Annotated in this window: 21 protein-coding genes; 7 read left to right on the top strand and 14 right to left on the bottom strand. The window is 58.6% G+C overall.

Annotated elements, in window-relative coordinates; translation table 11 throughout:
* Positions 1–32: 32 nt before the first annotated feature.
* The 11 genes from alaS to DT594_RS00990 all read right to left on the bottom strand — a co-directional run bounded on the left by alaS (position 33) and on the right by DT594_RS00990 (position 11,541).
* Positions 33–2,654 (bottom strand): alanine--tRNA ligase, encoded by a 2,622-nt coding sequence (gene alaS, locus DT594_RS01035; RefSeq protein WP_149330978.1) that lies wholly within the window; start codon positions 2,652–2,654, stop codon positions 33–35.
* A gap of 126 nt (positions 2,655–2,780) precedes the next feature.
* A complete protein-coding gene (locus DT594_RS01030; RefSeq protein WP_178091443.1) occupies positions 2,781–3,284 on the bottom strand; it encodes a glutathione peroxidase in 504 nt (167 codons plus the stop codon).
* Positions 3,285–3,407: 123 nt separating this feature from the next.
* Positions 3,408–4,454: an arginine N-succinyltransferase gene (gene astA, locus DT594_RS01025; RefSeq protein ID WP_149330976.1), complete on the bottom strand. Its 1,047-nt coding sequence runs from the start codon at positions 4,452–4,454 to the stop codon at positions 3,408–3,410.
* 1 nt (position 4,455) lies between these two features.
* Positions 4,456–5,475: an arginine N-succinyltransferase gene (locus tag DT594_RS01020; RefSeq protein ID WP_149330975.1), complete on the bottom strand. Its 1,020-nt coding sequence runs from the start codon at positions 5,473–5,475 to the stop codon at positions 4,456–4,458.
* Between the two features lie 19 nt (positions 5,476–5,494).
* A complete protein-coding gene (locus tag DT594_RS01015; RefSeq protein WP_149330974.1) occupies positions 5,495–6,709 on the bottom strand; it encodes an aspartate aminotransferase family protein in 1,215 nt (404 codons plus the stop codon).
* Between the two features lie 89 nt (positions 6,710–6,798).
* Positions 6,799–7,794 (bottom strand): GlxA family transcriptional regulator, encoded by a 996-nt coding sequence (locus DT594_RS01010; protein ID WP_149331907.1) that lies wholly within the window; start codon positions 7,792–7,794, stop codon positions 6,799–6,801.
* Between the two features lie 207 nt (positions 7,795–8,001).
* A complete protein-coding gene (locus tag DT594_RS01005; RefSeq protein WP_149330973.1) occupies positions 8,002–9,186 on the bottom strand; it encodes a thiolase family protein in 1,185 nt (394 codons plus the stop codon).
* A 138-nt stretch (positions 9,187–9,324) separates the two neighbouring features.
* Complete coding sequence (locus DT594_RS01000; RefSeq protein WP_246164522.1) at positions 9,325–10,155, bottom strand: SDR family oxidoreductase; 831 nt, start codon at positions 10,153–10,155, stop codon at positions 9,325–9,327.
* Positions 10,156–10,314: 159 nt separating this feature from the next.
* Positions 10,315–10,944 carry a tRNA-uridine aminocarboxypropyltransferase gene (locus DT594_RS00995; RefSeq protein WP_246164521.1) on the bottom strand — a complete coding sequence of 210 codons (630 nt, stop codon included), beginning with the start codon at positions 10,942–10,944 and terminating at the stop codon, positions 10,315–10,317.
* A 171-nt stretch (positions 10,945–11,115) separates the two neighbouring features.
* On the bottom strand, positions 11,116–11,247 hold the full coding sequence (gene ccoM, locus DT594_RS19125) for a cytochrome c oxidase subunit CcoM (RefSeq protein WP_281290867.1): 132 nt from the start codon (positions 11,245–11,247) through the stop codon (positions 11,116–11,118).
* A 105-nt stretch (positions 11,248–11,352) separates the two neighbouring features.
* Positions 11,353–11,541 (bottom strand): hypothetical protein, encoded by a 189-nt coding sequence (locus tag DT594_RS00990; protein ID WP_096346160.1) that lies wholly within the window; start codon positions 11,539–11,541, stop codon positions 11,353–11,355.
* A 584-nt stretch (positions 11,542–12,125) separates the two neighbouring features.
* Between DT594_RS00990 and rapA the strand changes: the two genes are divergently transcribed.
* Positions 12,126–14,966: an RNA polymerase-associated protein RapA gene (gene rapA / locus DT594_RS00985; RefSeq protein ID WP_149330972.1), complete on the top strand. Its 2,841-nt coding sequence runs from the start codon at positions 12,126–12,128 to the stop codon at positions 14,964–14,966.
* On the opposite strand, the gene DT594_RS00980 is transcribed toward rapA, so the two are convergent.
* Positions 14,963–16,132, bottom strand: coding sequence for a patatin-like phospholipase family protein (locus DT594_RS00980; RefSeq protein ID WP_149331904.1), 1,170 nt, complete (start codon positions 16,130–16,132; stop codon positions 14,963–14,965). The two genes, rapA and DT594_RS00980, sit on opposite strands and share 4 nt — an antisense overlap.
* A 20-nt stretch (positions 16,133–16,152) precedes the next feature.
* On the bottom strand, positions 16,153–17,106 hold the full coding sequence (locus DT594_RS00975; protein ID WP_149330971.1) for a lipid A biosynthesis lauroyl acyltransferase: 954 nt from the start codon (positions 17,104–17,106) through the stop codon (positions 16,153–16,155).
* Between the two features lie 125 nt (positions 17,107–17,231).
* On the opposite strand from DT594_RS00975, the gene minC reads away from it, so the two are divergent.
* The 5 genes from minC (at position 17,232) to DT594_RS00950 (ending at position 21,233) form a co-directional block, all read left to right on the top strand.
* Positions 17,232–17,981 carry a septum site-determining protein MinC gene (minC, locus tag DT594_RS00970; protein ID WP_149330970.1) on the top strand — a complete coding sequence of 250 codons (750 nt, stop codon included), beginning with the start codon at positions 17,232–17,234 and terminating at the stop codon, positions 17,979–17,981.
* A 160-nt stretch (positions 17,982–18,141) separates the two neighbouring features.
* The gene (gene minD, locus DT594_RS00965) at positions 18,142–18,951 is read left to right on the top strand and encodes a septum site-determining protein MinD (protein ID WP_149330969.1); all 810 of its coding nucleotides are present in this window, start codon (positions 18,142–18,144) and stop codon (positions 18,949–18,951) included.
* Complete coding sequence (gene minE, locus DT594_RS00960) at positions 18,951–19,211, top strand: cell division topological specificity factor MinE (RefSeq protein WP_149330968.1); 261 nt, start codon at positions 18,951–18,953, stop codon at positions 19,209–19,211. Before minD ends, minE begins: the two co-directional genes overlap by 1 nt.
* 64 nt (positions 19,212–19,275) lie before the next feature.
* On the top strand, positions 19,276–19,911 hold the full coding sequence (locus DT594_RS00955; protein WP_149330967.1) for an RluA family pseudouridine synthase: 636 nt from the start codon (positions 19,276–19,278) through the stop codon (positions 19,909–19,911).
* A 26-nt stretch (positions 19,912–19,937) separates the two neighbouring features.
* On the top strand, positions 19,938–21,233 hold the full coding sequence (locus DT594_RS00950; RefSeq protein WP_149330966.1) for a M18 family aminopeptidase: 1,296 nt from the start codon (positions 19,938–19,940) through the stop codon (positions 21,231–21,233).
* Positions 21,234–21,293: 60 nt separating this feature from the next.
* On the opposite strand, the gene DT594_RS00945 is transcribed toward DT594_RS00950, so the two are convergent.
* Entirely contained in the window at positions 21,294–22,244 is a 951-nt protein-coding gene (locus tag DT594_RS00945; RefSeq protein WP_149330965.1) for an NAD(P)H-quinone oxidoreductase, read from the bottom strand.
* Positions 22,245–22,352: 108 nt separating this feature from the next.
* Between DT594_RS00945 and DT594_RS00940 the strand changes: the two genes are divergently transcribed.
* Positions 22,353–24,449 (top strand): carboxy terminal-processing peptidase, encoded by a 2,097-nt coding sequence (locus tag DT594_RS00940; protein ID WP_149330964.1) that lies wholly within the window; start codon positions 22,353–22,355, stop codon positions 24,447–24,449.
* Positions 24,450–24,749 lie beyond the last annotated feature (300 nt).

Here is a 24,749-nt window from a genome sequence, read left to right as displayed (position 1 = left end):
CCTTCAGTCATCCTTAGGGATGCCTGCCCGTATTATTGCTGTTGCAACCAACGCACCGCATCGGCAAACGCCGCATCCAGCGCCGCCGGATCAGTACCGCCGCCCTGAGCCATATCGGGACGACCACCGCCCTTGCCGCCCACCGCAGCAGCAGTATTGCGGATCAGATCACCGGCCTTGACCCGGCTGGTCAGGTCTTTGGTCACTCCGGCGACCAGCACGACCTTGCCATCCAGCTCACCACCCAACAGCACCACGGCCGAACCCAGTTTGTTTTTCAGCTGATCCATCAGCGCCAGCAAGGCTTTACCGTCCTGACCATCCAGGCGCTTGATCAGCACTGGGATATCCCCTGCCTGCTGAACTTCCGAGGCCAGGTCGGTGCCAGCAGCGCTGGCGGCCTTGGCCTTGGCCTGCTCCAGATCCTTTTCCAACTGGCGGTTGCGTTCCAGTACCGCCGTCAGTTTGTCGAGCAGCGTTTCACGATTGCCTTTGACCAACTGCGCAGCCTGCCGCAACTGATCTTCCGCTGCCAGCATAAACTCGATCGCACCCTGCCCCGTCACCGCTTCAATACGACGCACACCGGAGGCAATGCCACCCTCACTGGTAATCTTGAACAAACCGATATCGCCGGTGCGGGAGACGTGGGTACCGCCGCACAACTCCACTGAGAAGCCGTCGCCCATGGTCAATACGCGCACTTCATCACCGTATTTTTCGCCAAACAGCGCCATGGCGCCCTTGCGTTTGGCCGTCTCTATATCTGTTACTTCGACGGCTGCAGGGGTGTTCAGACGAATCTGTTCGTTGACCAACTCCTCCAGCTCACGCAACTGCTCAGGCTTGATCGGTTCAAAATGGCTGAAATCGAAGCGCAAACGCTGACTATCTACCAGCGAGCCTTTCTGACTGACGTGCTCGCCAAGTACCTGGCGCAGCGCCGCGTGCAACAGATGCGTCGCGGAGTGATTGAGCTTGGTCGCCTGACGCACATCTGCATCGACTACCGCCTTGATACTGGAGCCTTTGCTCAGGCTGCCCTGGGCTACCACACCGTGATGCAAGTGCGCGGCGCCGGCTTTGGTGGTATCGCGCACATCAAAGCGCACGCCAGCACCTTCCAGATAACCGTTGTCGCCAATCTGCCCACCGGACTCGGCGTAGAACGGCGTCTGATCCAGCACCACAACGCCCGTTTCGCCATCGTTCAGTTGATCGACCTCCTGCCCGTCGCGCAGCAGCGCGATAATGGTGCCTGAGCCAGATGTGCCTTCGTAACCCTGGAAGCGGGTCTTTACGTCGAGCTTGAGCAGGCCGTTGTAGTCCATACCGAACTGGCTGGCCGAACGCGCACGTTCACGCTGAGCTTCCATTGCCTTTTCAAACCCGGCCTCATCGATACTCAACTCGCGTTCCCGGGCGATATCCGCCGTCAGATCCATCGGGAAGCCATAGGTGTCATAGAGCTTGAACACCACTTCGCCGGGGATTTCGCTACCCTGCAGCCCGGCCAGGTCCTGCTCAAGAATCTTCAGACCCTGCTCCAGGGTCTTGGCGAACTGCTCTTCTTCACCCTTGAGCACGCGCTCGATATGCGCCTGCTGAGTTTTAAGTTCAGGGAAAGCCTCACCCATCTCGGCGACCAGCGCGGCAACGATCTTGTGAAAGAACACCCCCTGCGCGCCGAGCTTGTTGCCGTGACGGCAAGCGCGACGGATGATCCGCCGCAGTACGTAGCCACGGCCTTCGTTGGACGGCAGTACACCGTCGGCAATCAGAAAGCTACAGGAGCGAATATGGTCAGCCACCACTTTCAGTGAGGCGGCGTCGTCCTGCTCGCAGCCGATGGCTTTGGCAGAGGCCGACAGCAGGCTCTGGAACAGATCGATCTCATAGTTGGCGTGCACATGCTGCATCACCGCACTGATGCGCTCCAGGCCCATGCCGGTATCCACGCTCGGCGCGGGCAACGGGTGCATGACACCATCGGCAGTGCGGTTGAACTGCATGAAGACGTTATTCCAGATCTCGATATAGCGGTCGCCATCCTCTTCCGGACTGCCAGGCGGGCCACCCCAGATGTCGGCGCCATGATCGTAGAAAATCTCGGTGCAAGGCCCGCAGGGCCCGGTATCACCCATCGCCCAGAAATTGTCGGAGGCGTATGGCGCGCCTTTGTTGTCACCAATGCGCACCATGTGCGCTTCAGGCACACCGACTTCCTTGGTCCAGATGTCGTAGGCCTCGTCATCGGTCGCGTAAACCGTCACCCAGAGCTTGTCCTTGGGCAGGTTCAACCACTGCTCTGAGGTCAAAAACTCCCAGGCATACAGAATCGCGTCGCGCTTGAAATAGTCACCGAAGCTGAAGTTGCCCAGCATTTCGAAGAAGGTATGGTGCCGCGCGGTATAACCGACGTTCTCCAGGTCATTGTGCTTGCCACCGGCGCGCACGCATTTCTGGCTGCTGGTAGCGCGGGTATAGGCGCGCTTTTCCAGGCCCAGAAAGCAGTCCTTGAACTGGTTCATGCCTGCGTTGGTAAACAGCAGGGTCGGATCGTTCTCCGGAATCAACGAACTCGAGGCAACACGGGTGTGCCCTTTCTGTTCGAAAAAGTGGAGGAAGGCTTCACGGATCTCTGCGCTTTTCATAGGTCCCTTACCAGAATCGGGTGTGCCTGCGCTAGACAGCGCAGGCGGAATTAGGGACGCATTATATAGGCATCAGCGCCGCACATGCATCATGCGCTAGGCTTAATCTCTCTATTGCCGCCATAGTCAGAGCGCCAACTCGATGGCCTTGATGAACTCGGGGTCTTCCGGCGAGACCTTGCTGGGGAAGCTGCCGACAACCTTGCCGTCACGATCCAGAACATACTTGTGAAAATTCCAGGCGGGCGCCTGCCCTGCCTGTTCGGTTAAATCGCGATAGAAGGGATGCGCCGCGCTACCGGTGATCCGCTGCGGCTCCGTCATCGCAAAGGTCACGCCATAATTCACGTAACAGACATCGGCGATAGCGGCCTTGTCCTGCGCTTCCTGACGAAAGTCATTGGAAGGTACGCCAATCACCTCAAGCCCCCGCTCGCGATAGCGCTGGAACACCGCCTCTAGCCCTTTGAACTGCGGTGTATAACCACAAAAACTCGCGGTGTTGACGATGACAAGGGGTTTTCCAGCGTACCGCTCACACAGGTTGATGCTGTCTTTGGAGCGCAGCGCCTGCAGCTCGTGGCGGAGAATATCCGCGCAATCGGCGAACGCCAGCGGGCTGACCAACATGCATAGTGGCAAGGCCCAGCGCAGGGTGACGTGAGACATGAGTAGAGCTCCGTGAGCGCTGATGATCACCCGAGTATAAGGCAATGGCCTGACCCGCCCAGCGTACGCCTGTAACCCGTTATGTCAGGCGCCGTACGGATCTGGCAGGTGTGCAGAGTCACGCCCAATCAGCGATACCGCGCGCACTAGGGTGCCGGCACGCAATCGCAGACGCTCTGCGGCCTCGGGTGCGACCACCAGCGTACCGGCCGCGACCCGTGCGGGCGTACTGATGATGCGGCAGTCAGGGCGGCTGCGATTGTGCACCAGGTAGGACTCGGCCTCATCCCCTGGCGTGCCGATGGACAGCAGCAGCAACTGACTCTCGCGTACGGCACGGATTTGCGCCAGCGGCGCCTCAAGGGTAGCCCCACCATCAAAAATATCGATATAACCCTGATAGGTCATTCCCTCTTCCTTGACCATGGCCAGACCCGGCTCGGAATCCGGATGCACCTGGCCAATGGCATCGCGTGCGGCCTGACTGAGGAAGCAGGCGTAGAGCGGGAAGCGCGGCATCATCTCGGCGATAAAAGCTTTGTTGCCAATACCCGTCAGATAGTCCGCCTGGGCAAAATCCATCTTGAAGAAATGCTGGCCCAGGCTATCCCAGAATGCCGAGCGGCCGACGGCATCGGACAGACCGCGCATTTCTACAATCACCTGCTCGGAAAAATGCGCAGCGTATTCGGCCATGAACAGAAAGCGTGCCTTGGAGATAAGCCTGCCCTTGTCACTTTGGCGATGTTCGGCCGGCAAATACAATGAGCACAGCGCGGTCGCTGCGGTCAGGTCGTTGACCAGAAACAGTGTCGGATGCTGCTGATAAACGCCCAGTTCACGGCTGGCGGTCACCGTCAGGCCCATGCGATAGCTGTACCAGGGTTCGCGCATGCCCGCCGCGGCGAGCATGCCGCTAGTACCGATCACTTGGCCGTGCTGATCCTCCAGTACAAACAGATAGTCGGCATCGGCTTGCTCAACCTGGCCGAGGAAGCTGCGCTCCACGGTCTGCAGGCGCCGCGCCAAGCGCTCTTCGCTGGCTGGCAAGGAGGTCAAACCGGAACCAGCGTTGGCGGCCATCTGCATCAGCACTGCAAGATCGGTCTGTCGTGCGCTGCGCACCAGCATGCTAGGCTCCCCTTACCAGTCGCAGGCGGTCGCCAGTGGCGACCTGCAATAAATCCGCATCATGCCGAGATAGCACCAGTGTCTCGTTCTGTGTCCAGGCCAGATCCAGGCAGGCCGCGCGAAAATCGCCAATACGCTGGTTAGCCACCAGCCAGTTGCCGGTCACCGCACCCGGATGGCCCACTTCAACTTCCACCAGCTGGCTATCGCGCGCACTGTGCAACTCAGCGGTGCGGGCATGCACTACCGGCCCACCGTCGAATATGTCGACATAATTATCCGTTTCGAAACCTTCACGCATCAGCACGTCAAACATCGCTTGGGCGGATGGGTGCACCTGGCCAATAACTTCCTGCGCGGCATCGGACAGCATCGGCACGTAAATGGGATAGCCGGGCATCAACTCGGCAAGGAAGCTGCGGCCACGGCTGCTGCCGATCTGTTCAGCTTCGCTATAACTGACGGCAAAAAAGTGCCGACCCAGCGCGTCCCAGAAAGGCGCATTACCCTGCTCATCACTGACGCCGACAATCTCCACCGAGGTGGACTCGGCGAAGCGCTGCGGGTGATTGGCCATAAACAGCAGCCGACCGCGCGCATTGAGCTCAACCCAGGACGCTTGCTGGAAAGCCGGCTGCATATAAAAGCCGGCCAGCAAGCTGTGCCCGGTCAGGTCATGGCAGAGTGAGAGCACATGGATGCGGTTGTGCAGACCCAGTTCACGTGAGGCATGTACGAACATTTCATTGCGAAAGGTATAGAAGGGCTCGGTAAAGCCGGCGGAAGCGATGATGCTGCTGCAGCCCACCAGCCGGCCGGTTTGCGTATCTTCCATGACGAAAAAGTAACGTTCTTCCCCGCTGAAGCTGACGTCTTCCGCCATGGAGGCTTCCGACACCTCGATGATATTCGCCAGGCGCTCAACATCCGCCGGCAACGCCGTCACGCCGACCGGGCTAGCCGCAGCCAGGCGTTCGATTTCAGGCAGATCCGTCATCCTGCTCAGGCGCTGAACCAGCATCTAGGTGCTCTCCAAAATACTAACCGACCAACCTGGCCAGGGCTTTACTCAAACGTTCAAGGGCCTCCTGAATATCGGCCTCGGGGATGATCAGGCTGGGCGCCAGACGTATCACATCAGGTCCGGCCTGCAATACCAGCAGGCCTTCCTGCTGCGCGGCTTCCTGAATCTGCCGGGCCTGGCCTTTCCAGGCTTCAGAGAGTACCGCACCGAGCAACAACCCGCTGCCCCGTACGCGGGAGAATACCGGATAGACTTCGGCAATCGCCAACAGACCCTCGACCAACAACTGATGGCGATGCTCAACACCTTCAAGCACTTCCGGCGTATTGACGATATCCAGTACCCGTTCGGCGACTGCGCACCCCAGCGGGTTTCCGCCATAGGTACTGCCATGCGTTCCCACACCAAAATGGCTGGCGACCTTGTTGGTGGTCAACATGGCGGCTATCGGGAAGCCGCCACCCAGGCTCTTGGCGCTGGTCAGGATGTCCGGCTGCACGCCGCTATGCATGTAAGCGTAGAGCTTGCCGGTTCGGCCCATACCGCTCTGCACTTCATCAAAAATCAGCAGCGCATCGTATTTGTCGCACAACTCACGCACGGCCTGTAGATACCCCATCGCCGCTGGAATCACCCCGCCTTCGCCCTGGATCGGCTCAACCACCACGGCACAGGTTCGCGCCGACATCTGCGCTTCGAGCGCGGCCAGATCGTTGTACGGCACATGACTGATGCCTTCCAGCGCCGGACCAAAGCCCTGGGAATATTTCGGTTGACCACCGACGCTGACGGTAAATAGTGTGCGTCCGTGAAAGCTGTTGGTGCAGGCGATGATCTCGTTCTTGTCCGGCCCCGCGACTTCATGAGCCCAGCGCCGCGCTAGCTTGAAGGCCGCTTCATTGGCTTCAGCGCCTGAGTTGGCAAAGAACACCTTGTTGGCGAAGGTCGCGTCAATCAGCTTGCTGGCCAGACGCAGTGCCGGCTCATTGGTCATGATATTGGATACGTGCCAAAGCTTGCCGGCCTGCTCGGTCAAGGCCTCAATCAACCCAGGGTGGGCATGACCCAGCGCGTTGACAGCGATGCCTCCGGCCAGATCAATATACTCACGGCCTTGTTGATCCCACAGGCGGGAACCCTGACCGCGTACCGGGATCATGTCCACCGGAGCATAATTGGGCACCATGACCCGGTCGAAATCCGCCCGGCCTACCTGCATCGACTCTGACATTACCTGCTCTCCTGTAGCGGCCCCGTGAGGCTGCTCGTGTTAATTCGGTTACCAATACGGTGATTCTGGATCAATACTGCCTGGCTTGTTCAATTTTCAACTTTTGCGCTGGTATCTACCGCCTGCTGTGCCCGGCGCTGATTACGATCTTCCCGGGGCGTGATACCGAAGCAATTGCGGTATGCACTGGAAAAGTGCGGTCCCGAGGAAAACCCACACGACAAGCCGATCTGGATAATCGACTTACTGGTCTGCAGCAGCATCTGCCGCGCGCGATTCAACCGTAATTCCAGATAGTACTGTGACGGTACGCTATTGAGATACTGCTTGAAAATACGTTCCAACTGTCGGCGCGAGACGCAGACATGGCGCGCGATCTCGTCCGTGGTCAGCGGTTCCTCGATATTCGACTCCATGAGGATCACCGCCTGAGTCAGCTTGGGATGCGTGCTGCCCAGACGATTGCGCAGGGGTACGCGCTGCTTTTCGCTGCCATCGCGAAGCCGCTCGACAATCAGGTCCTCAGCGACCAACGCCGCCAGGTCCTGATCCTGTTCTTCGGCCAGAATGCTGAGAAACAGATCCAGCGTCGCCTGACCGCCACTGCTGGTCAGCCTGCCGCGATCATTCTCGAACAGCTCGTTGCCGGCGATCACGCTGGGGAAGCGCTCGCGAAATTCATCAATCAATCGCCAATGCACCGCGCAGCGATGATCGTCCATCAAGCCGGTCATCGCTAACGGAAAAATGCCGCCCTCCAGACCTCCGAGCACCACGCCTTCGCGCGCCAGATTCCGACATTGCTGGGTGAGTCCGGTACTGAGAATGTCCGGCAGGTTAGCCGGATCAGCCACCAACCACAGGCGCGCGTAACCGCGAAGCTGCTGCGGCAGCACCCTGGCCGGCAGTTGCCAGCCCTCAGGGCTGAGCAATGGCTGCTCGTTCAGGGTGAAGCAGTCAGCCTGGTAGAGTTCGGTCTCTGCCATTCGGTTGGCTGAGCGCAGGACCGACAGCGCAGGCATGACCGCACCCGGGTGAGTACCCGGCCACAGCAGAAAGGCCACTCGCCGTAGCTCACCCGCCATGCACTGACCCACACTCGCCATGCCAACCGAACATGCTTTGCTTCAGTCCCGATTTTGCAAAAACGCATTGTGCCACAAGCGATGGGGGCTGGCATCGGTGTCTGCTACAAAAGCATTAGTACCCGCGCGACCGGATCGCAGGCAAAAAAAACGCACTGCCGAAGCAATGCGTTTTTCCCTAGCGCCACTCAGCAGCGCTGAGCGGTGTTACCGGTAGGCTTCAAACAGACCGGTTGCGCCCATGCCGCCGCCTACGCACATGGTAACGATGCCGTAGCGCAGGTTGCGACGCTGCAGCTCACGCACCAGATGACCGACCTGTCGCGAGCCAGTCATGCCAAATGGGTGACCAATTGAGATTGAGCCGCCGTTGACGTTGTACTTGTCATTGTCGATACCCAGATAATCGCGGGCATACAGGCACTGGGAAGCAAAGGCTTCATTCAGTTCCCACAGGTCGATATCCGCCACGCTCAAACCGCGCGCTTCAAGCAGCTTGGGCACCGAGTAAACAGGGCCGATGCCCATCTCATCAGGCTGGCAGCCGGCAACCGTAAAGCCGCGGAAGTACGCCTTGGGCTTCAGGCCCAGCTCCAGGGCTTTTTCCAGGCTCATGACCAGGGTCATGGAAGCGCCGTCAGACAGCTGCGAGGCATTGCCGGCGGTAACGGAACCGTCGTCAGCGAATACTGGCTTGAGGCTGGAAAGACCTTCCAGCGTGGTGTCTGGGCGGTTGCACTCGTCCACATCCACAACGCCATCGACCATGCTGATCTCGCCGGTCTGCTTGTCCTGTACCTGATACTTGACCTTCATGGGTACGATTTCATCACTGAACAGGCCTTCTGCCTGCGCGCGCGCCGTGCGCTGCTGGCTCTGCAGCGAATAGGCATCCTGCATTTCACGGGTGACGTTGTAACGGCGGGCTACCACTTCGGCGGTTTGACCCATGGGGTAATAAATGCCGGGCAGTTGCTCTTGCAGAATCGGGTTGTAGAGGTTATCGGTGTTTCTGCTCTTGGCGGTCATGGTGATCGACTCGACGCCGCCGGCGACAATCGCATCAGAGCAACCGGAGGCGATCTGGTTGGCAGCAATGGCAATCGATTGCAGACCTGAGGAGCAAAAGCGGTTCAGCGTCATCCCTGCAGCATGAATACCCAGGCCGGACAACACGGCAACGTTGCGGCCGATATTGTAACCCTGAGCGCCTTCGTTCGAGCCAGCACCGACGATGCAGTCATCCACCAGCATGGGGTCGATACCCGTGCGCTCGAGCAGAGCGTTAACGCAATGCGCAGCCATGTCATCAGGACGGGTGGTGTTGAATTTGCCACGGAAGGACTTGGCCAGACCCGTGCGGACGCTGTCTACAATAACTACTTCGCGCATCGTGATACCTCGGAATTGGGTGAAGAATACGGCCCGCCGAGTTAGCAGGCCGCGCAAAGACCGCAGAGCTTAAGACCAGCAGGGCCTGCGGTTAAGTATTATTGCTCGGAATGATAATACCCCATACCGGCGTTTATCTCAGATTTTGGCTTGCTCAATGCGTTTGGCAGCCAACCGTGTCATCTCGTCATAGATAACCTGTGGATCAGCCTGCTTGGCCGCCCAGGCCATCCGGCCACTCTCATGCGGCAGTATCATGAACTGATCAGCAGCACTTTGCTGATAGATGATACCGGCGACGTCCGCTGCACTGATCGGCGAGCTTTCCAGCAACTTGGCTACCTGCTGCTTGGCCGCCTGGTCCGGGCCGCGGAAGGAGTCCAATAAATTGGTCTGGAAAAAGGATGGGCAGACAACATTTACTTTGATACCCAGCGGCTGCAGTTCCGCCAGCAGGCTTTCGGACAGGGCCACCACGCCAGCCTTGGCGACGTTGTAATTACTCATGCCAGGCGACTGCATCAGTGCCGCCATCGAGGCGATATTGATGATTCTGCCGCTGCGCTGACGCATGAGAATCGGCATAAAGGCCTTGCAACCCTTGACCACGCCCATCAGGTTAACGCTGATCTGCCACTCCCAGTCCTCCAGTGATAGATCCCAGAAGAACCCGCCCGAGGACACGCCGGCGTTATTGATCAGCACGTCAATGCCATCCATGCGCTCTTCGCACGTCTGCGCCAACGCGGCCAGTTGACTGAAATCGCGCACATCACAACGCTGGCAGAAACCATTGCCACCAGCCTGCTCAACCAACGCCAGCGTCTCTTTCAAGCCTTCGGTTTGAAGGTCAGCCAATGCCAGCCGTGCGCCATTTCGCGCATAACACAGGGCCAACTCCCTACCCAAACCGCTGCCGGCGCCAGTAATGACGACCCGCTGCCCACCAGAATGCATATTTGCCTGCATGATCACGTCCTCTGCTGATCGCAGGCGTCCACCTGCGAACCATTTATTATTTTTGTCTCAGAACTGCTGACAGAGCCAGTCTACCCATTAGCCGGCGTGGGGATGGGAGAAAATGACCATAATAAATCCGGCGAATAGGCTGGCGTTCTTTGCGCTTTGTTATGCCGGCTTCTGACCAGGGCGCAGGTAATTTGCCTGGTAACGAGCCTGGCCCATGGCCTGAATCTGCCCATCGATGAGCGCCTCAAATGGCTTGAGCAGGGAAGAGAAGTCAGTTTCAGGCTCTATACGCTGCAGCGCTTCGACTCCGGCCTCCAGCGTAGAGAGCGCCCCCGGCTGCGGCGCTTTGCGCAGGCGATAACGGCTACGGAGCCCGTCCGGCAACGCCACCCTGGGCAAGCCTTGCAGCACCGGGTTCAGGTAGAGCAACTTGCGCGCCTTGCGCCATGTACCGTCCAGCAGGACCAGGCGCCTGGGTCGCCCGCTATCTAAAGTGGCGGTCACCAGGGGGATGTCGGCGCCTGGAAATAGAAGCTCGGTTTGCCATTGCGGATCCGCCAGCAGGTCATGCCAGGGAGAGTCCGCAGTGATAACTTCGGTTATTAGCAAGTGCGCGTTGACCACACCCTCTACCAGCAAACGTGCCGTATTCAGCGCGTGACTACGTTCGCTCGGGTGCTGGATGACCAGCAACTGAGTACGCGTTGAGATATGGGGTATCAGTGCGCACAGGCAATGCGCGGCGGGACGCAGGCAACGTTCGCAACGGGAAGGGGCGTTGGGGTTCACAACGGAGCGTCACGCTGAAAGGCAGATGGAACCAACGATGGTAGCGGCATGCAGCTCAACACACAAAAAAAAGCGGACAACATGCACCATGCGTCCGCAAAGGCCTTGCGAGCTATGCACTGCTTTTCACCACGTGGCAGCGTCCACCACGCAGCGAATCAATCAGAGCTATCAGTCTGGAGTATTGGGGGTTTTGCGCTTTTTGTGACTGTCGCGCCAGATAAACCAGACCACGCCACCCAGAAACGCGACCATCATGCCGACAGTGACCACACCGGCGATTACCACTTCATCGATAAACATGTTCTCTACTCCTCAGGCATCCATGACTGAAGAATATCCGCGCATCGAATAGCGGTTATTGATACGGATCAATCTATGCCGAGTTAGTAGATGAGCAGATACATGTCAGGACTTGCGCGGCTTTTTCTTTTTCTTAGCAGCTTTGCTGGTTTTCGCCTGCGGCTTGCCGGGGATCGGAAAGGCTTTCTCGAACGCCGAGCGCATCTCTTCGAGACGCGCGTCGTGCACCACATGCAATCGTTCGCGGCGACGTTGCTGAAAATCGATAATGGGGGTATCGGTATCGTCTGCCATAAAGCGTACCCATTGGCGGTGTCAAGGAGCTGCCAGCTTAGCACCGCCTCAGACTTTTATGTCAACCAGCAAGCCCTTGCTGGGCAGATCTTCGAGATTTGGCCGGCTTGGCTCTTTAGCCACCGCGCGTCGTCTCGCCCGGTTTTGCCGGCGCTCGGGATAGTGGCTTTGATTGCGTTGGCGCCGATCACCTACCTCCGCCAAGGCTTCGTGCACCTTTTCACTTTCCGCAGTCGGCTGGACCGTCCGTTTCGGCGTTATAACGTCCTGTTGTGCTCCCACTACTGGAAGCCCGGGAATGAGCATGACCGCCTCGCTTGGCCTGACTCCTGCAGCAGACCTGTGGTGAAGGTGCGCCATACCGAATAGATCGCTGGTCTGGGCCTCTTGGGCAACCCTTTATGGGTCGGCATCTTATGTATCGACCACAACTGTTCATTCTTTATCCACTTGAATGTGACGAAAGTCATACTTTTCACTCAAGCTGGAACACTAGCTCCGCCAATGCGCTTGTCCGCGGCGGTTTCTGCACAGAGGTGGATCGGTTAATATAAACGCCTTTTTCGAATGGGCAGGAGAGTGGCATGACGGTTTATACCCCGGGGCAACGCTGGGTCAGTGACAGCGAATCGGAACTCGGACTGGGGACGCTACTGTCACAGGACGACCGCCTGCTGGTGATGCTCTTCCCGGCCAGCGGTGAAACCCGCCACTACGCACTGCGTAATGCGCCACTCACCCGCGTGCGTTTCAGCCCGGGCGACAGTATCAGCCACCATGAGGGCTGGCTGCTGACCGTGTCGGATGTCCGCGAAGAGGACGGTTTGCTGGTCTATAGCGGCCTGCGCGACGATGGCAGCGCTGCGGAATTCCAGGAAACCATGCTGGACAATTTTATTCAGTTCCGTCTGGCCAGCGACCGTTTGTTCGCCAGCCAGATTGATCCCCTGCCCTGGTTCAGCTTGCGCTATGAAAGCCTGCGGCATTACTGCCGCATTCAGCAATCACCGCTACTCGGTCTTGCCGGCGTGCGCACCCAACCCATCGAGCATCAGTTGCATATCGCCAAGGACGTCGCCGACCGCATCGCCCCACGGGTTCTGCTGGCCGATGAAGTGGGCCTGGGCAAGACCATCGAAGCGGGCCTGATTATTCACCGGCAACTGCAAATGGGTCGCGTGCGCCGCGTATTGATTGTCGTGCCGGAGAACCTCCAGCATCAATGGCTGGTCGAGATGCGCCGGCGCTTCAATCTGCGCTTTGCCTTGTTCAATCTTGACCGTTGCCAAGGTGCAGAAGACAACCCGTTTGAAGAAGAGCAACTGGCGCTGGTCTCACTGGAGTTTCTGCTCGACAACCCCTTTGCCCGCCAATGCCTGGAAGCCAGCGATTGGGACATGCTGGTGGTGGACGAAGCCCATCATCTGGTCTGGCACGATGACAACCCCAGCGCCGAGTACAGTCTGATAGAAGAGCTGGCGCAACGCATCCCCAGCGTCCTGCTGCTCACGGCTACGCCGGAGCAGCTCGGCCAGGCCAGTCATTTCGCCCGCCTGCGGCTGCTCGATCCCGATCGTTTCCATGACTTGCAGGCCTTTCGTGATGAAACCGCGAGCTACCGCCCAGTCGCTGAGGCCGTGCAGTCGCTGCTTGAGGACGCACCACTTGAAGCCAGCGAGCGCAAGACCATAAGCCAGTGGCTGGGCGGCAGCGCCGACCATCTGCTCGATCAGCTTGGGCAATCCGGCGATGACGCAACCGAAGCGCGTGACAGCCTGGTGCGCCAGCTGCTGGACCGCCACGGTACCGGCCGGGTGCTGTATCGCAACACCCGCGCGGCGATTGCCGGCTTTCCCGAGCGCGACCTGCACCAACACCCACTGCCCTGCCCCGAGGTCTATCAGGACCTGGAAGGCCGCAGCGCGCTTTATCCCGAGGTAGCCTTTCAGGACCAACTGGAAAGCGCCGAATCCCCCTGGTGGCTGGAAGATCCGCGGGTTGACTGGTTGATCGATACGCTGAAAATGCTCAAGCGCAGCAAGGTACTGGTGATTTGCGCGCATGCCGAAACGGCAATGGATCTGGAAGGCGCGTTACGGGTTCTCAGTGGCATTCCGGCTACTGTATTCCATCAGGGCATGAGCATCATTGAACGTGATCGCGCAGCGGCCTTCTTCGCCGAAGAAGAGTTCGGCGCCCAGGTAATGATCTGCTCCGAGATCGGCAGCGAAGGTCGCAACTTCCAGTTTGCCCACCATCTGGTGATGTTCGATCTTCCCACCCATCCGGATCTGCTGGAGCAGCGCATTGGCCGACTGGACCGGATTGGCCAACAGCAGCGCATTCAGATTCATGTGCCCTATATAGAAGATACCGCTCAGCAGTATCTGTTCAACTGGTATCACCAGGCACTGAATGCCTTCGAGGCGACCTGCCCGACCGGCAACGCGATACAACATCAATACGGCACTGAACTGCTGCAACAGCTGGATCACCCCCAAAGCAGTGAATGGCAGCAACTGCTAGAACAGGCCCGGGCCAGCCGACTGGCACTGGAGCAGGAGATGCACAACGGCCGTGACCGTTTGCTGGAAATCCACTCCCGCGGTCACGGTGATGCGCAGCAGATGATGGCGCGGATCGAGCGCCAGGATAACGACCCACAGTTGGCTATCTATATGGAGCGGCTGTTCGACGTTTTCGGCGTCGATAGCGAGGACCATTCCGACAATGCATTGGTGCTGCGCCCCGGCGAACGCATGCTCGACGCAGGCTTTCCACTCGGCGACGACGAAGGCGTGACCATTACCTATGATCGCGAGACCGCCCTGTCGCGCGAAGATATGCAGTTCATCACTTGGGAACATCCAATGCTGCAGGGCGGGATGGATCTGGTGCTGTCCGGCAGCATGGGCAATAGCGCGGTGGCTGTACTCAAGAACAAGGGCCTGAAACCTGGCACTCTTTTGCTTGAGTGCCTGTTCGTCAGCGAAGCCATAGCGCCGCGAGCGCTGCAACTACAACGTTACCTACCGCCTACGCCAGTGCGCTGCCTGCTGGATATCAACGGCAATGATCTGGCGGCAAAGGTCAGCTTCGAGACATTGGACGGCCAGTTGGACAGCGTGCCCAAGCATCTGGCGAGCAAGATCGCCAAAAGCCAGCGCGATGTGGTCCAGGGCATGCTCAACCAGGCCGAAGTGGTTGCCGAAGCGCAGCATCGTCAGCTGATGGAGCAGGCCAGCCGGCGCTTTGCCACTGATCTGGATGAGGAAATCGAGCGGCTTAATGCGCTGCGCGCAGTTAACCCGCTGGTGCGTACAGAGGAAATCGATACGCTGGAACGGCACAAGACCGAGGGCTTGGCACACATTGGCCACGCCAAGGTTCGCCTGGACGCCATCCGTATGCTGGTGGTGGGTTAATCAATCGGGCAGAGCAGCCCGAGAAAACGTTGTAACTCTTCGCGCTTGGCCATCGCATCACGGTGGCCCAGCGCGATCAGCTCACGACAATACTCCGCTTCAAACAAGAGATAGCTGACCACGCTGCCACCGGATGCGCGCGTCGCGCCGCTGCCACGCAGGAATGCGCGCAACGGCGCAGGCAGGGCACGCCGGTGGCGAGCAGCAATAATATCCAGCGGCTCGCTTGGCGAAATAATCAGCACCTCTACCTGTTGCAGCCCCTTGCCATGCTCCTGCGCGCCGCGCGGCAACAAGCCGGCCAGGCGGTTCAGCCGCTCGAGCAATTCCACGTCCGTTTCCAGGTTATCGACGAAGGTACTGTTGAGCAGATGGCCGCCAATCTGCGCCAGCGTCGGCGGCAAAGCGCTGCGCAGTCGTGGGCCGCGCCGGCCTGCGGCTGGATCATTGGCCAGGTTGTCGGAAACCCCCACTACCAACACGCGGTTGGCGCCCAGATGCAGCGCTGGGCTGATCGGTGCACGCTGACGCACGGCACCATCCCCAAACCACTCGCGATTCAACTGCACCGGTGCAAACAGCAGAGGGATGGCGGCCGAGGCCATCAGATGATCGAGCTTCAAAGGTGTTTGTACCCCGACCCGGCGGTGCCGGTTCCACGGCATGATCCGCTCATGGCCCTGATAGAAACACACGGATTCCGCTGACTGGTAGCCAAAGGCGCTGACGGATACGGCGCGCAAGTGTCCGCTGAGCAGAGATTCTTCGATCTTGCCAAAGTGCAGACTGTTGGCCAGCAGATGCCGAAGGGGGCGATTATCCAGCAGCGAGCTGGGATGTTTGCGCCCTACGCCCATCAGGTTGGAGCCGGTCCAGCGCAGCGCCTGGGCCAGCACACCCGGCCAGTCAGTGCGATAAACCTGATGGCAGCGGAAATTTGACCATACCTCATGCATCCGTTGAACCGCATAGCTGAAATCGGTGGCGTTAGTCGCCAACGCCAACGCATTGATGGCCCCCGCCGAGGTCCCGCAGATGACCGGAAAAGGATTGAATTTGTTGTCTGGTAACAACTCATTGATCGCCTGCAGTACACCGACCTGATAAGCCGCTCTGGCGCCACCACCGGAAAGAATCAGCCCGGTGGTGCCTGGCCCGCAGGGCATGTGGGCTTGGGGCGAATCATTCATCCGCGAGCCCGACGACGTTTACGCTTCTTGTCATAGGGTCGCTCTTCCCCCTCAGGCCGGGTCTTGAAGCGCCTGTGTACCCACATATATTGTTCTGGTTGAGCCAGAATCGCCTGTTCTACCCACTGATTGATCCGTAGCGCGTCCGCGATCTCATCCTGACTGGGGAAGTTTTCCAGCGGCGGGTGGACTATCAGCTTGTAGCCTTCCCCGCCTGGTAGACGTGTCTGGGTAAAGGGAATCACTTTGGCCTTGCCCAGGCGGGCAAAGGTACTGGTGGCCGTTACTGTGGCGGCCTGCACGCCAAACAAGGGGACGAACACGCTGGCCTTGCGACCGTAATCCTGATCAGGCGCGTACCAGATCGCCCTCCCAGCGCGCAGGGATTTGAACATCGCCCGTACGTCTTCGCGCTCGATGGCAACAGCATCCGCGTTATGTCTTTCCCGACCGTGGCGTTGCACGTAATCAAAAGCTGGATTGCGATGTTCGCGATACATCCCGTCGATTGTCGCCTGCTGGCCCAACAGCGCCGCACCCAGCTCGAGGGTGGTGAAATGCAGTGACATCAGCACCGCGCCCTGCCCCGCAGCCCGTGCTTGCTGCAGATGCTCCAACCCCTCGATCTGCGCCAACCTGGCCAGGCGTTCCTTCGGCCACCACCAGGCCATGGCCATTTCGAACAGGGCCATGCCATTAGAGGCGAAGTTGGCCTTGAGCACCTCAGCGCGGCGCGCCTCCGTCCAATCCGGGAAGCAGAGTGCCAGGTTAACCTGGGCAATACGCCTGCGCTCCGGCATACCCCAGTACATACCCCAGCCGAGCAGCCGTCCCAACCCGAGCAAAACCCGGTAGGGCAAACGAACCACCAGCCATAACAGGCCCAATCCCAGCCACAACAACCAGTACCTCGGGTGCAAAAGGCTACGACTGAATACCGAACTACTCATAACGTACCGCTCATAAGAGAACCGTCATTGATAAAAAGGGCATTCTACCCAAGCAGCGCACCGCTTGCGATCAGCGCGGCCAATCTATATAAGTGTGCCCACAAACTGCGCTCTGTGGATCTGACATGACTGTTGATACAAACCTCGACCTGCTCGAACAAGAACCCGTATTCAATCTCAAGGGCGGCATGCTGACTGTCACCGTGATTGAAGTGGTTCGCCTGGACACCGGGCGCTTCGCCAAACAGTTGGCGGAAAAGAAACAGCAAGCGCCAAATTTTTTCAGCGACACTCCGGTGGTGATCAGCCTGGAAAAGCTTGACGCGCACATGAACCTGAGCACCCTGGCAGGGCTGCTGCAGGTGTGCAAGAACCACGGCCTGTTACCCGTAGCATTGCGTGGTTCAGAAAATTTCCGACCGCTGGCACAGCAGAGCGGACTGGTACTGATGCCGCCCGGTCGTGGCCGCGACAAGCCCGCCGAGGTGGTTGCCGAAGCCCAGCCGCACGCGCCTGAACCGGTGGCAGAAGCATTGCCCAGTGGCGGCGTGCCGAACAAGATCATCACCCAGCCGATCCGCTCCGGGCAGCAGGTCTATGCGCCAGGCGGCGATCTGGTGGTACTGGCCCCGGTCAGCGCCGGCTCCGAACTCCTGGCTGATGGCAATATCCACGTATATGGGCCGTTGCGCGGCCGCGCGCTGGCCGGGGTGCGCGGAAATACTGAAGCACGGGTTTTCTGTCAGTCGCTGGAAGCCGAATTGGTCTCCATCGCCGGGCATTACAAGGTCGCTGAAGATCTCCGCAAGAGCCTGTGGAAAGAAGCTGTGCATGTCAGTCTGGACGGCGACAGCTTGAAGATAGCCGCCCTATGACAGATACTGTGCAACCATTACGGGGTGCCCGCCAGCCGTAGCCTGAGCCAACTTCCAGGCAATTGCGAAACCTCTTTGCCGCACCGTTGTCATGACTCTTGTCATATGGACAGCAACAGTGCTTCCAACACCCATTCAAATACCGGACAGGAAGGTCATTTTGGCTAAAGTTATTGTCGTCACCTCAGGCAAAGGCGGCGTGGGCAAAACCACTACCAGCGCTGCCATCGGCACCGGACTCGCTCTGCGTGGATTCAAAACCGTCATCGTAGACTTTGATGTTGGCCTACGTAATCTGGACCTGATCATGGGCTGCGAGCGCCGCGTGGTTTATGATTTCGTTAATCTGATCAACGGTGATTCGAACCTGAATCAGACTCTGATCAAGGACAAGCGCTGCGAGAAGCTGTTTATCCTGCCCGCCTCGCAAACCCGCGACAAAGATGCCCTGACCGAAGATGGCGTCGAACGCGTACTCAACGAGCTGAAAGAAACGTTCGACTATATCGTCTGTGATTCGCCGGCCGGTATCGAGAAAGGCGCCCACCTGGCAATGTATTTTGCCGATGAAGCGGTGGTTGTGACCAACCCTGAAGTATCTTCGGTGCGTGACTCCGACCGTATGCTTGGGCTATTGGCAAGCAAATCTCGCATGGCCGAAAAAGGCGAGAAGATCAAGGAGCACCTGCTGCTCACGCGCTACAACCCCGAGCGGGTTGAAAACGGCGAAATGCTCTCAGTCAGCGACGTCGAAGATATTCTGTCGATCCCTCTACTCGGCGTTATTCCGGAATCCCAGGCGGTGCTCAAGGCCTCCAACCAGGGCGTACCTGTGATCATGGATGAAGCCAGCGACGCAGGTCAGGCCTACGGCGATGCCGTTGATCGTCTGCTCGGCGAAGAAAAGCCGCACCGCTTCCTTGAGGCACAAAAGAAAGGCCTTCTGCAGCGCCTGTTCGGAGGTCGCTAATGAGTCTTTTCGACTATTTCCGTGATCGCAAGAAAGCACCTTCAACGGCATCTATGGCCAAGGAACGCCTGCAGATCATTGTTGCGCACGAGCGGGGCCAGCGCTCACAGCCTGATTACCTGCCGCAGTTGCAGCAGGAAATCATTGATGTGATCAGCAAGTACGTGAAGATCGACCGCGATCAAGTGCACGTCGCCCTGGAAAACCAGGATGATTGCTCCATTCTGGAACTCAACATCACATTGCCAGAACGTCCCTGAGCGGACCCTGAGCAACGAATCGGCACCCTGCTGCAGGGTGCCAGTGCAACCCGCTGGTGAGCTCATGCCCCTGACTGACATCCGCATCTTGCATGAGGATCCGGCCTTTATGATCGTCTGTAAGCCGTCCATGCTGTTATCGGTGCCTGGACGTGCCGAGGACAACAAGGACTGCCTGATTACCCGCCTGCAGGACAACGGTTACCCCGAAGCTCGAATCGTGCATCGGCTGGACTGGGAAACCTCCGGCCTGCTGGTCCTCGGCAGAAACGCCGATAGCCATCGTGAGTTATCCCGCCAGTTCCATGATCGCGAGACACAAAAAACCTATATTGCGCTGTGCTGGGGGCAACCCCAAGCAGATTCCGGGCATATCGATTTGCCGCTGCGTTATGACCCACCGAACAAGCCAAGACATATTGTCGACCATGACGCCGGCAAGCACGCACAGACATTCTGGCGCGTACTTGAGCGACATACCGACTACTGCCGGGTCGAGCTGACCCCCATTACCGGGCGCTCGCATCAACTTCGCGTGCATATGTTATCTATCGGCCACCCCTTGCTCGGCGATCAACTTTACGCCCACGAGCAGGCGCTGGCGGCCTGCCCAAGACTTGCCCTGCATGCCGCGAGCCTGGGTATACGCCACCCGGTGGATGGCAAGCCCATGCTGTTTGAAAGCCCCGCTCCCTTTTGAGCCGTGACGTACACGAGGACCATTTCATGACCCACTCCGCGATCAACCAGTCATTGGCTGATTTTATCCAGGCATCACCCACGCCTTTTCATGCTACCGAGCAACTGGCGCAGCGGCTGGTTGCTGCCGGTTATGAACATCTGGATGAACGAACAGACTGGGCATTGAAAGAAGGTGGGCGCTACCTGGTCACCCGCAACGGCTCATCCCTGATCGCCTTCAGCCTCGGTCGACCGGATCAATTGCACACCGGATTACGCCTGGTCGGCGCGCATACCGACAGCCCCTGCCTGAAGGTAAAACCGCAACCCGAGCTGGAGCAACAGGGACTCTGGCAATTGGGCGTGGAAGTGTACGGCGGCGCATTGCTTGCACCCTGGTTTGATCGCGACCTGTCTCTCGCTGGCCGGTTGACCTTTCGTACTGGCGATGGGCACCTGGGCAGCCGGTTGATTGACTTCAAACGTCCTATCGCAACCATACCCAGCCTGGCTATTCACCTTAATCGCGGGGCCAATGACGGCGTGGCGATTAACGCGCAGACTGATCTACCGCCACTGCTCGCGCATTGCCACGAGCCGAAACGACAATTGCGTGACCTGCTCAAGCAACAGTTGCTGGACGAACACCCGGATTGCCAGGCTGAGCAAGTGCTGGACTACGAGCTGAGTTTCTACGATACCCAAGCTCCCGCCACCCTGGGTCTGAAGGGCGACTTTTTCAGCTCAGCACGGCTAGACAACCTGCTCTCGTGCCACGCCGGGCTGACCGCTCTGCTGGAGAGCGACGGCGCCCAGCCGTGTGTGCTGGTCTGCACCGATCACGAGGAAATTGGCTCCAGCTCCGCGTGCGGCGCAGATGGTCCCTTCCTGGAAGACGTGTTGTCGCGCCTGCTACCCGATAACGCTGAGCGCATTCGCGCGTTACAACATTCAGTGATGGTCTCTGCCGACAACGCCCATGCGGTACATCCTAACTTCGCCGATCGCCACGACGGCAATCATGGACCCAAGTTGAATGCCGGCCCGGTAATCAAGATCAACAGTAACCAGCGTTACGCCACCAACAGCGAAACGGCCGCCTTCTTTCGTCACCTGTGTGATCAGGCCGAGGTGCCGGTTCAAAGTTTTGTGGTACGCAGTGATATGGGCTGTGGCAGCACCATCGGGCCGATCACTGCCAGCCGTCTAGGTGTCAGGACCGTGGATATCGGTGTGCCGACCTTTGCCATGCATTCAATCAGGGAGCTGGCGGGTAGCCAGGATGCGGCCTATTTGATCAAGGTGCTGACACACTACTTTAATAGTGCCCAACTTATCTGAACGGTGGTACTGGCGGAAACATCCAGCGGCAGGCATACCATAGACTGCCGCTGGTACTAGTCACTCTTTGACCAGAATCACCTTACCGACGATCTTGTCCTCAGCCAGTTCAGCAAAAGCGGCATCCGCCTGCTCAAAACTGAACGTTTTGGCTACCATCGGCTTTAGCTCACCCTTGGCAAAAAGCGGCCACAGGCGCTCTTCCATCCGCGCCAGCAGGTCCGCCTTGTAGTTGTCGCTGCGGGTGCGCAGGGTCGAGCCAGTCAGTTGAATGCGCTTGACCAGCATCTTGCCCAGATCCAGCTTCGCCTCACGGCCACCCATCAAACCAATAACCACCCAACGACCATCCAAGGCAATCAGGTCTAGATGGTGCTCTGCGTAAGTGCCGCCGACCGGGTCCAGCACCACATTGAACGGACCTTCAGACTGCAAGGCCATGATGCCGTTCTGGCGCAAAGCCCCGCCGGTAGCGCCCAAGGCGATACAGGCCTGCAGCTTGTCTTCACTGCCCAGCGTTACCCAGCATGGATTGCCCAGCGCTTTACATATCTGGATCGCCGCGGTACCTACCCCGCTGGCGCCAGCATGAATAAGCACCTTCTCACCCGGCTGCGCGGCGCCCAGCTCGAACACGTTCAACCAGGCGGTGGCAAACACCTCCGGCAGAGCAGCGGCCTCGGCCCAGCTCAACTCCGCAGGGACCGGCAACAGGTGCCGGCCATCGACGACCACCTCCTCCGCCATGCCGCCGCCGGCCAACAGGCCACAGACCCGATCACCCGGAGACCAGCGACTGTTGCCCTTGACCTCCAGAACGGTGCCAGCGCACTCCAATCCCAGTACCGGCGTTACCCCAGCAGGCGGAGGATACATCCCCGCCTTCTGTAACAAATCAGCACGATTCAGTCCGGCAGCCTTTATAGCCACTCGTACCTGCCCATCCTGCAGCTCTACAGCGGGCTGTTCACGCCATTCCAGGGAGCCGCCCTCGGCTTGCAATCCTCTCACGGTGCCTCCATAGTGAAATATGTGTTAATCAAAACGGGAACTCAGCCTCCTTTATTGCGCCTAAACTGGCAAGCACGAATTCCATCTAATTCTGGATACTCTCTCTTGATGAAACGCTTCAACAGCCTGCGTACCACCTGCCTAGTTGCATTCTTCGCAATCGGCACTCATGCCGTGGCAGAAGAACAGCCGGCCAACCTCGACCTGGACAGCATCCAGCCCACGCGTGATCAGATGGTAGCCAGCCTGAATACGGTTGAGCTTCTACGCCGCCATCACTACAACCGTATTCGCCTCGACGACGCTTTGTCGAGCGACATTTTCGACGGTTATATGCGTCAATTGGATCCCCAGCGCAGCTTGTTTACTGCAGAGGATATTCAAGCCTTTGAAGAGTACCGTTATCGTCTGGATGATCTCCTGCTCGCCGGCGATCTGACCATTGGCTTTGCGATGCATAAGCGTCAGATAGAGCGTTTGAGCCAGCGCCTGGAATTTGCCAACAGCCTGCTGGATGAAGACCTGCAAAGCCTGGACTTCAGCTCTGACCAACAGATTCTGGCCGACCGTGAAAAGGCTGAATGGGTTGCGACTGATATTGATCTGCTGCAGTTATGGCGGCATCAGATCAAGGATGAGGTACTACGACTGAAATTGGCGGGTCGGGATATGGACGCCATCCAGGAGCTGTTGAGCAAGCGCTACAAGGGCCAGACCCTGCGCCTGACCCAAACTCGCAGCGAGGATGTATTCCAGAACTACATTAACGCCTTTGCCCAGGTCTATGATCCGCACACTCAGTACATGTCTCCTGAGAATGCGGAGAACTTCGACATCAACATGAGCCTGTCGCTCGAAGGTATTGGCGCCGTGCTCCAGGCCGATGAAGAATTCACCAAAATCGTCCGTCTGGTACCCGCCGGCCCCGCTGCAAAAAGCCAGAAACTGGCGCCTGCTGATCGGATCATTGCCGTTGGCCAGGAAGAAAAGGAAATGGTCGACGTCGTTGGCTGGCGTCTTGACGAAGTCGTCAAACTGATCCGCGGCCCCAAAGGCTCTAACGTCCGCCTGGAAGTGATTCCGGCCAGTAACCCACCTACCGACTTGAGTAGCCGTGAAGTGGTACTGGTGCGTGAAGCCGTCAAGCTAGAAGACCAGGCCGCAGCCTCGTCCATCATCAAGTATGGCAGCGGTGAAAACGAACAGCGCATCGGCGTGATCGAAGTCCCCGGTTTTTACATCGATTTCAAAGCGCAGCGCCGGGGTGATCCCGAGTACCGCAGCACCACGCGGGACGTGCGGCGCCTGCTTGAAGAAATGGAAGCCGAGAACGTTGATGGCCTGGTACTGGACCTGCGTAACAATGGCGGCGGCTCGCTGCAGGAAGCTACCGAACTGACCGGCCTGTTTATTGATCGCGGCCCCACGGTGCAGGTACGCGACACCGATGGGCAGGTACAGGTGCTGGATGATCCCGACGCGGGCATTTCCTACAAGGGCCCCATGGCTGTGCTGGTCAACCGCCTGTCTGCCTCGGCCTCGGAAATTTTTGCCGGGGCCATGCAGGATTACGGTCGCGCGCTGGTGGTGGGCGAACCCACCTTCGGCAAAGGCACCGTACAGTCCATTCAACCACTGAACCATGGCGAGTTGAAACTGACACTGGCCAAGTTCTACCGCGTATCCGGGCAAAGCACGCAGAATCGCGGTGTAGTGCCAGATATCACCTACCCCTCGCTGCTCGATACCACCGAGATCGGCGAAAGCTATCTGCCCCGCGCGCTACCCTGGGACACCATAGAGCCGGCTGACTACGCTATTGGCAATCAGGTCAGCCCCTTCGTCAAACGTCTTAACGAGCGCCACCAACTACGGGCGGCCAACGACCCGGAGTTTACCTACACGCTCGCCAGGGTTGAGCTGGACCGTGGGATCAAGGATCGCGAGTACCTGCCGCTGAACGAAGCCGTGCGCCGTGAGCAACAGGATGCCTTCGACGCGACCCTGCTGAAGCTGGAAAACCAGCGTCGGGTGGCTCGGGGTGAAGAGCCGCTTAAGGAACTGGAAGAAACCGATCCGTTACTTGAGCTGAACCCGGCTGTTGCCGACGAAGATGACGCCGAAGAGGATCCTTTCCTGGCTGAAACCGGGCAGATTCTCATCGACCTGCTGGAGCTGCAACATCAAGTAGCCGACGCCAGCTAAATATCTCTCCATCCAAACCCGTTCGGTTGTTTTGGCCGTCGGGTTTGGGGCAGCGTTACCCAGCCTATCCGCAGTAGTTCTTCCCCCCGACTCTTTTATCTATTGACTTAGCCAGTCGCATCCTGACTGCATGCCGAAGCATCGATGCCGACGCTGATCACCTCTCCCACAGCGTAATTCCAGCCGAGCAATTGCCTGCGCAAACGTATTTACGGGGCTGCAGGGCAGGTTTATCAGTTACCCACAACATCTGTGGATAAGTCTGTGCACAACGTATGGGGAAAAGGCCAGGAGCCTTGA

Origin of the sequence: Halopseudomonas laoshanensis (assembly GCF_008365385.1) — a bacterium.
Lineage (GTDB): Bacteria > Pseudomonadota > Gammaproteobacteria > Pseudomonadales > Pseudomonadaceae > Halopseudomonas > Halopseudomonas laoshanensis.
The sequence above is the reverse complement of the archived record's forward strand: the minus strand, read 5'-3'. Positions and strand labels throughout refer to the sequence as shown.

Coding starts and splice junctions, on each gene's coding strand:
- alaS (WP_149330978.1), bottom strand. CDS start 2,654: ATGAAAAGCGCAGAGATCCGTGAAGCCTTCCTCCACTTTTTCGAACAG.
- DT594_RS01030 (WP_178091443.1), bottom strand. CDS start 3,284: ATGTTGGTCAGCCCGCTGGCGTTCGCCGATTGCGCGGATATTCTCCGC.
- astA (WP_149330976.1), bottom strand. CDS start 4,454: ATGCTGGTGCGCAGCGCACGACAGACCGATCTTGCAGTGCTGATGCAG.
- DT594_RS01020 (WP_149330975.1), bottom strand. CDS start 5,475: ATGCTGGTTCAGCGCCTGAGCAGGATGACGGATCTGCCTGAAATCGAA.
- DT594_RS01015 (WP_149330974.1), bottom strand. CDS start 6,709: ATGTCAGAGTCGATGCAGGTAGGCCGGGCGGATTTCGACCGGGTCATG.
- DT594_RS01010 (WP_149331907.1), bottom strand. CDS start 7,794: ATGGCGGGTGAGCTACGGCGAGTGGCCTTTCTGCTGTGGCCGGGTACT.
- DT594_RS01005 (WP_149330973.1), bottom strand. CDS start 9,186: ATGCGCGAAGTAGTTATTGTAGACAGCGTCCGCACGGGTCTGGCCAAG.
- DT594_RS01000 (WP_246164522.1), bottom strand. CDS start 10,155: ATGCAGGCAAATATGCATTCTGGTGGGCAGCGGGTCGTCATTACTGGC.
- ccoM (WP_281290867.1), bottom strand. CDS start 11,247: ATGTTTATCGATGAAGTGGTAATCGCCGGTGTGGTCACTGTCGGCATG.
- DT594_RS00990 (WP_096346160.1), bottom strand. CDS start 11,541: ATGGCAGACGATACCGATACCCCCATTATCGATTTTCAGCAACGTCGC.
- rapA (WP_149330972.1), top strand. CDS start 12,126: ATGACGGTTTATACCCCGGGGCAACGCTGGGTCAGTGACAGCGAATCG.
- DT594_RS00980 (WP_149331904.1), bottom strand. CDS start 16,132: ATGCCCTGCGGGCCAGGCACCACCGGGCTGATTCTTTCCGGTGGTGGC.
- DT594_RS00975 (WP_149330971.1), bottom strand. CDS start 17,106: ATGAGTAGTTCGGTATTCAGTCGTAGCCTTTTGCACCCGAGGTACTGG.
- minC (WP_149330970.1), top strand. CDS start 17,232: ATGACTGTTGATACAAACCTCGACCTGCTCGAACAAGAACCCGTATTC.
- minE (WP_149330968.1), top strand. CDS start 18,951: ATGAGTCTTTTCGACTATTTCCGTGATCGCAAGAAAGCACCTTCAACG.
- DT594_RS00955 (WP_149330967.1), top strand. CDS start 19,276: ATGCCCCTGACTGACATCCGCATCTTGCATGAGGATCCGGCCTTTATG.
- DT594_RS00950 (WP_149330966.1), top strand. CDS start 19,938: ATGACCCACTCCGCGATCAACCAGTCATTGGCTGATTTTATCCAGGCA.
- DT594_RS00940 (WP_149330964.1), top strand. CDS start 22,353: ATGAAACGCTTCAACAGCCTGCGTACCACCTGCCTAGTTGCATTCTTC.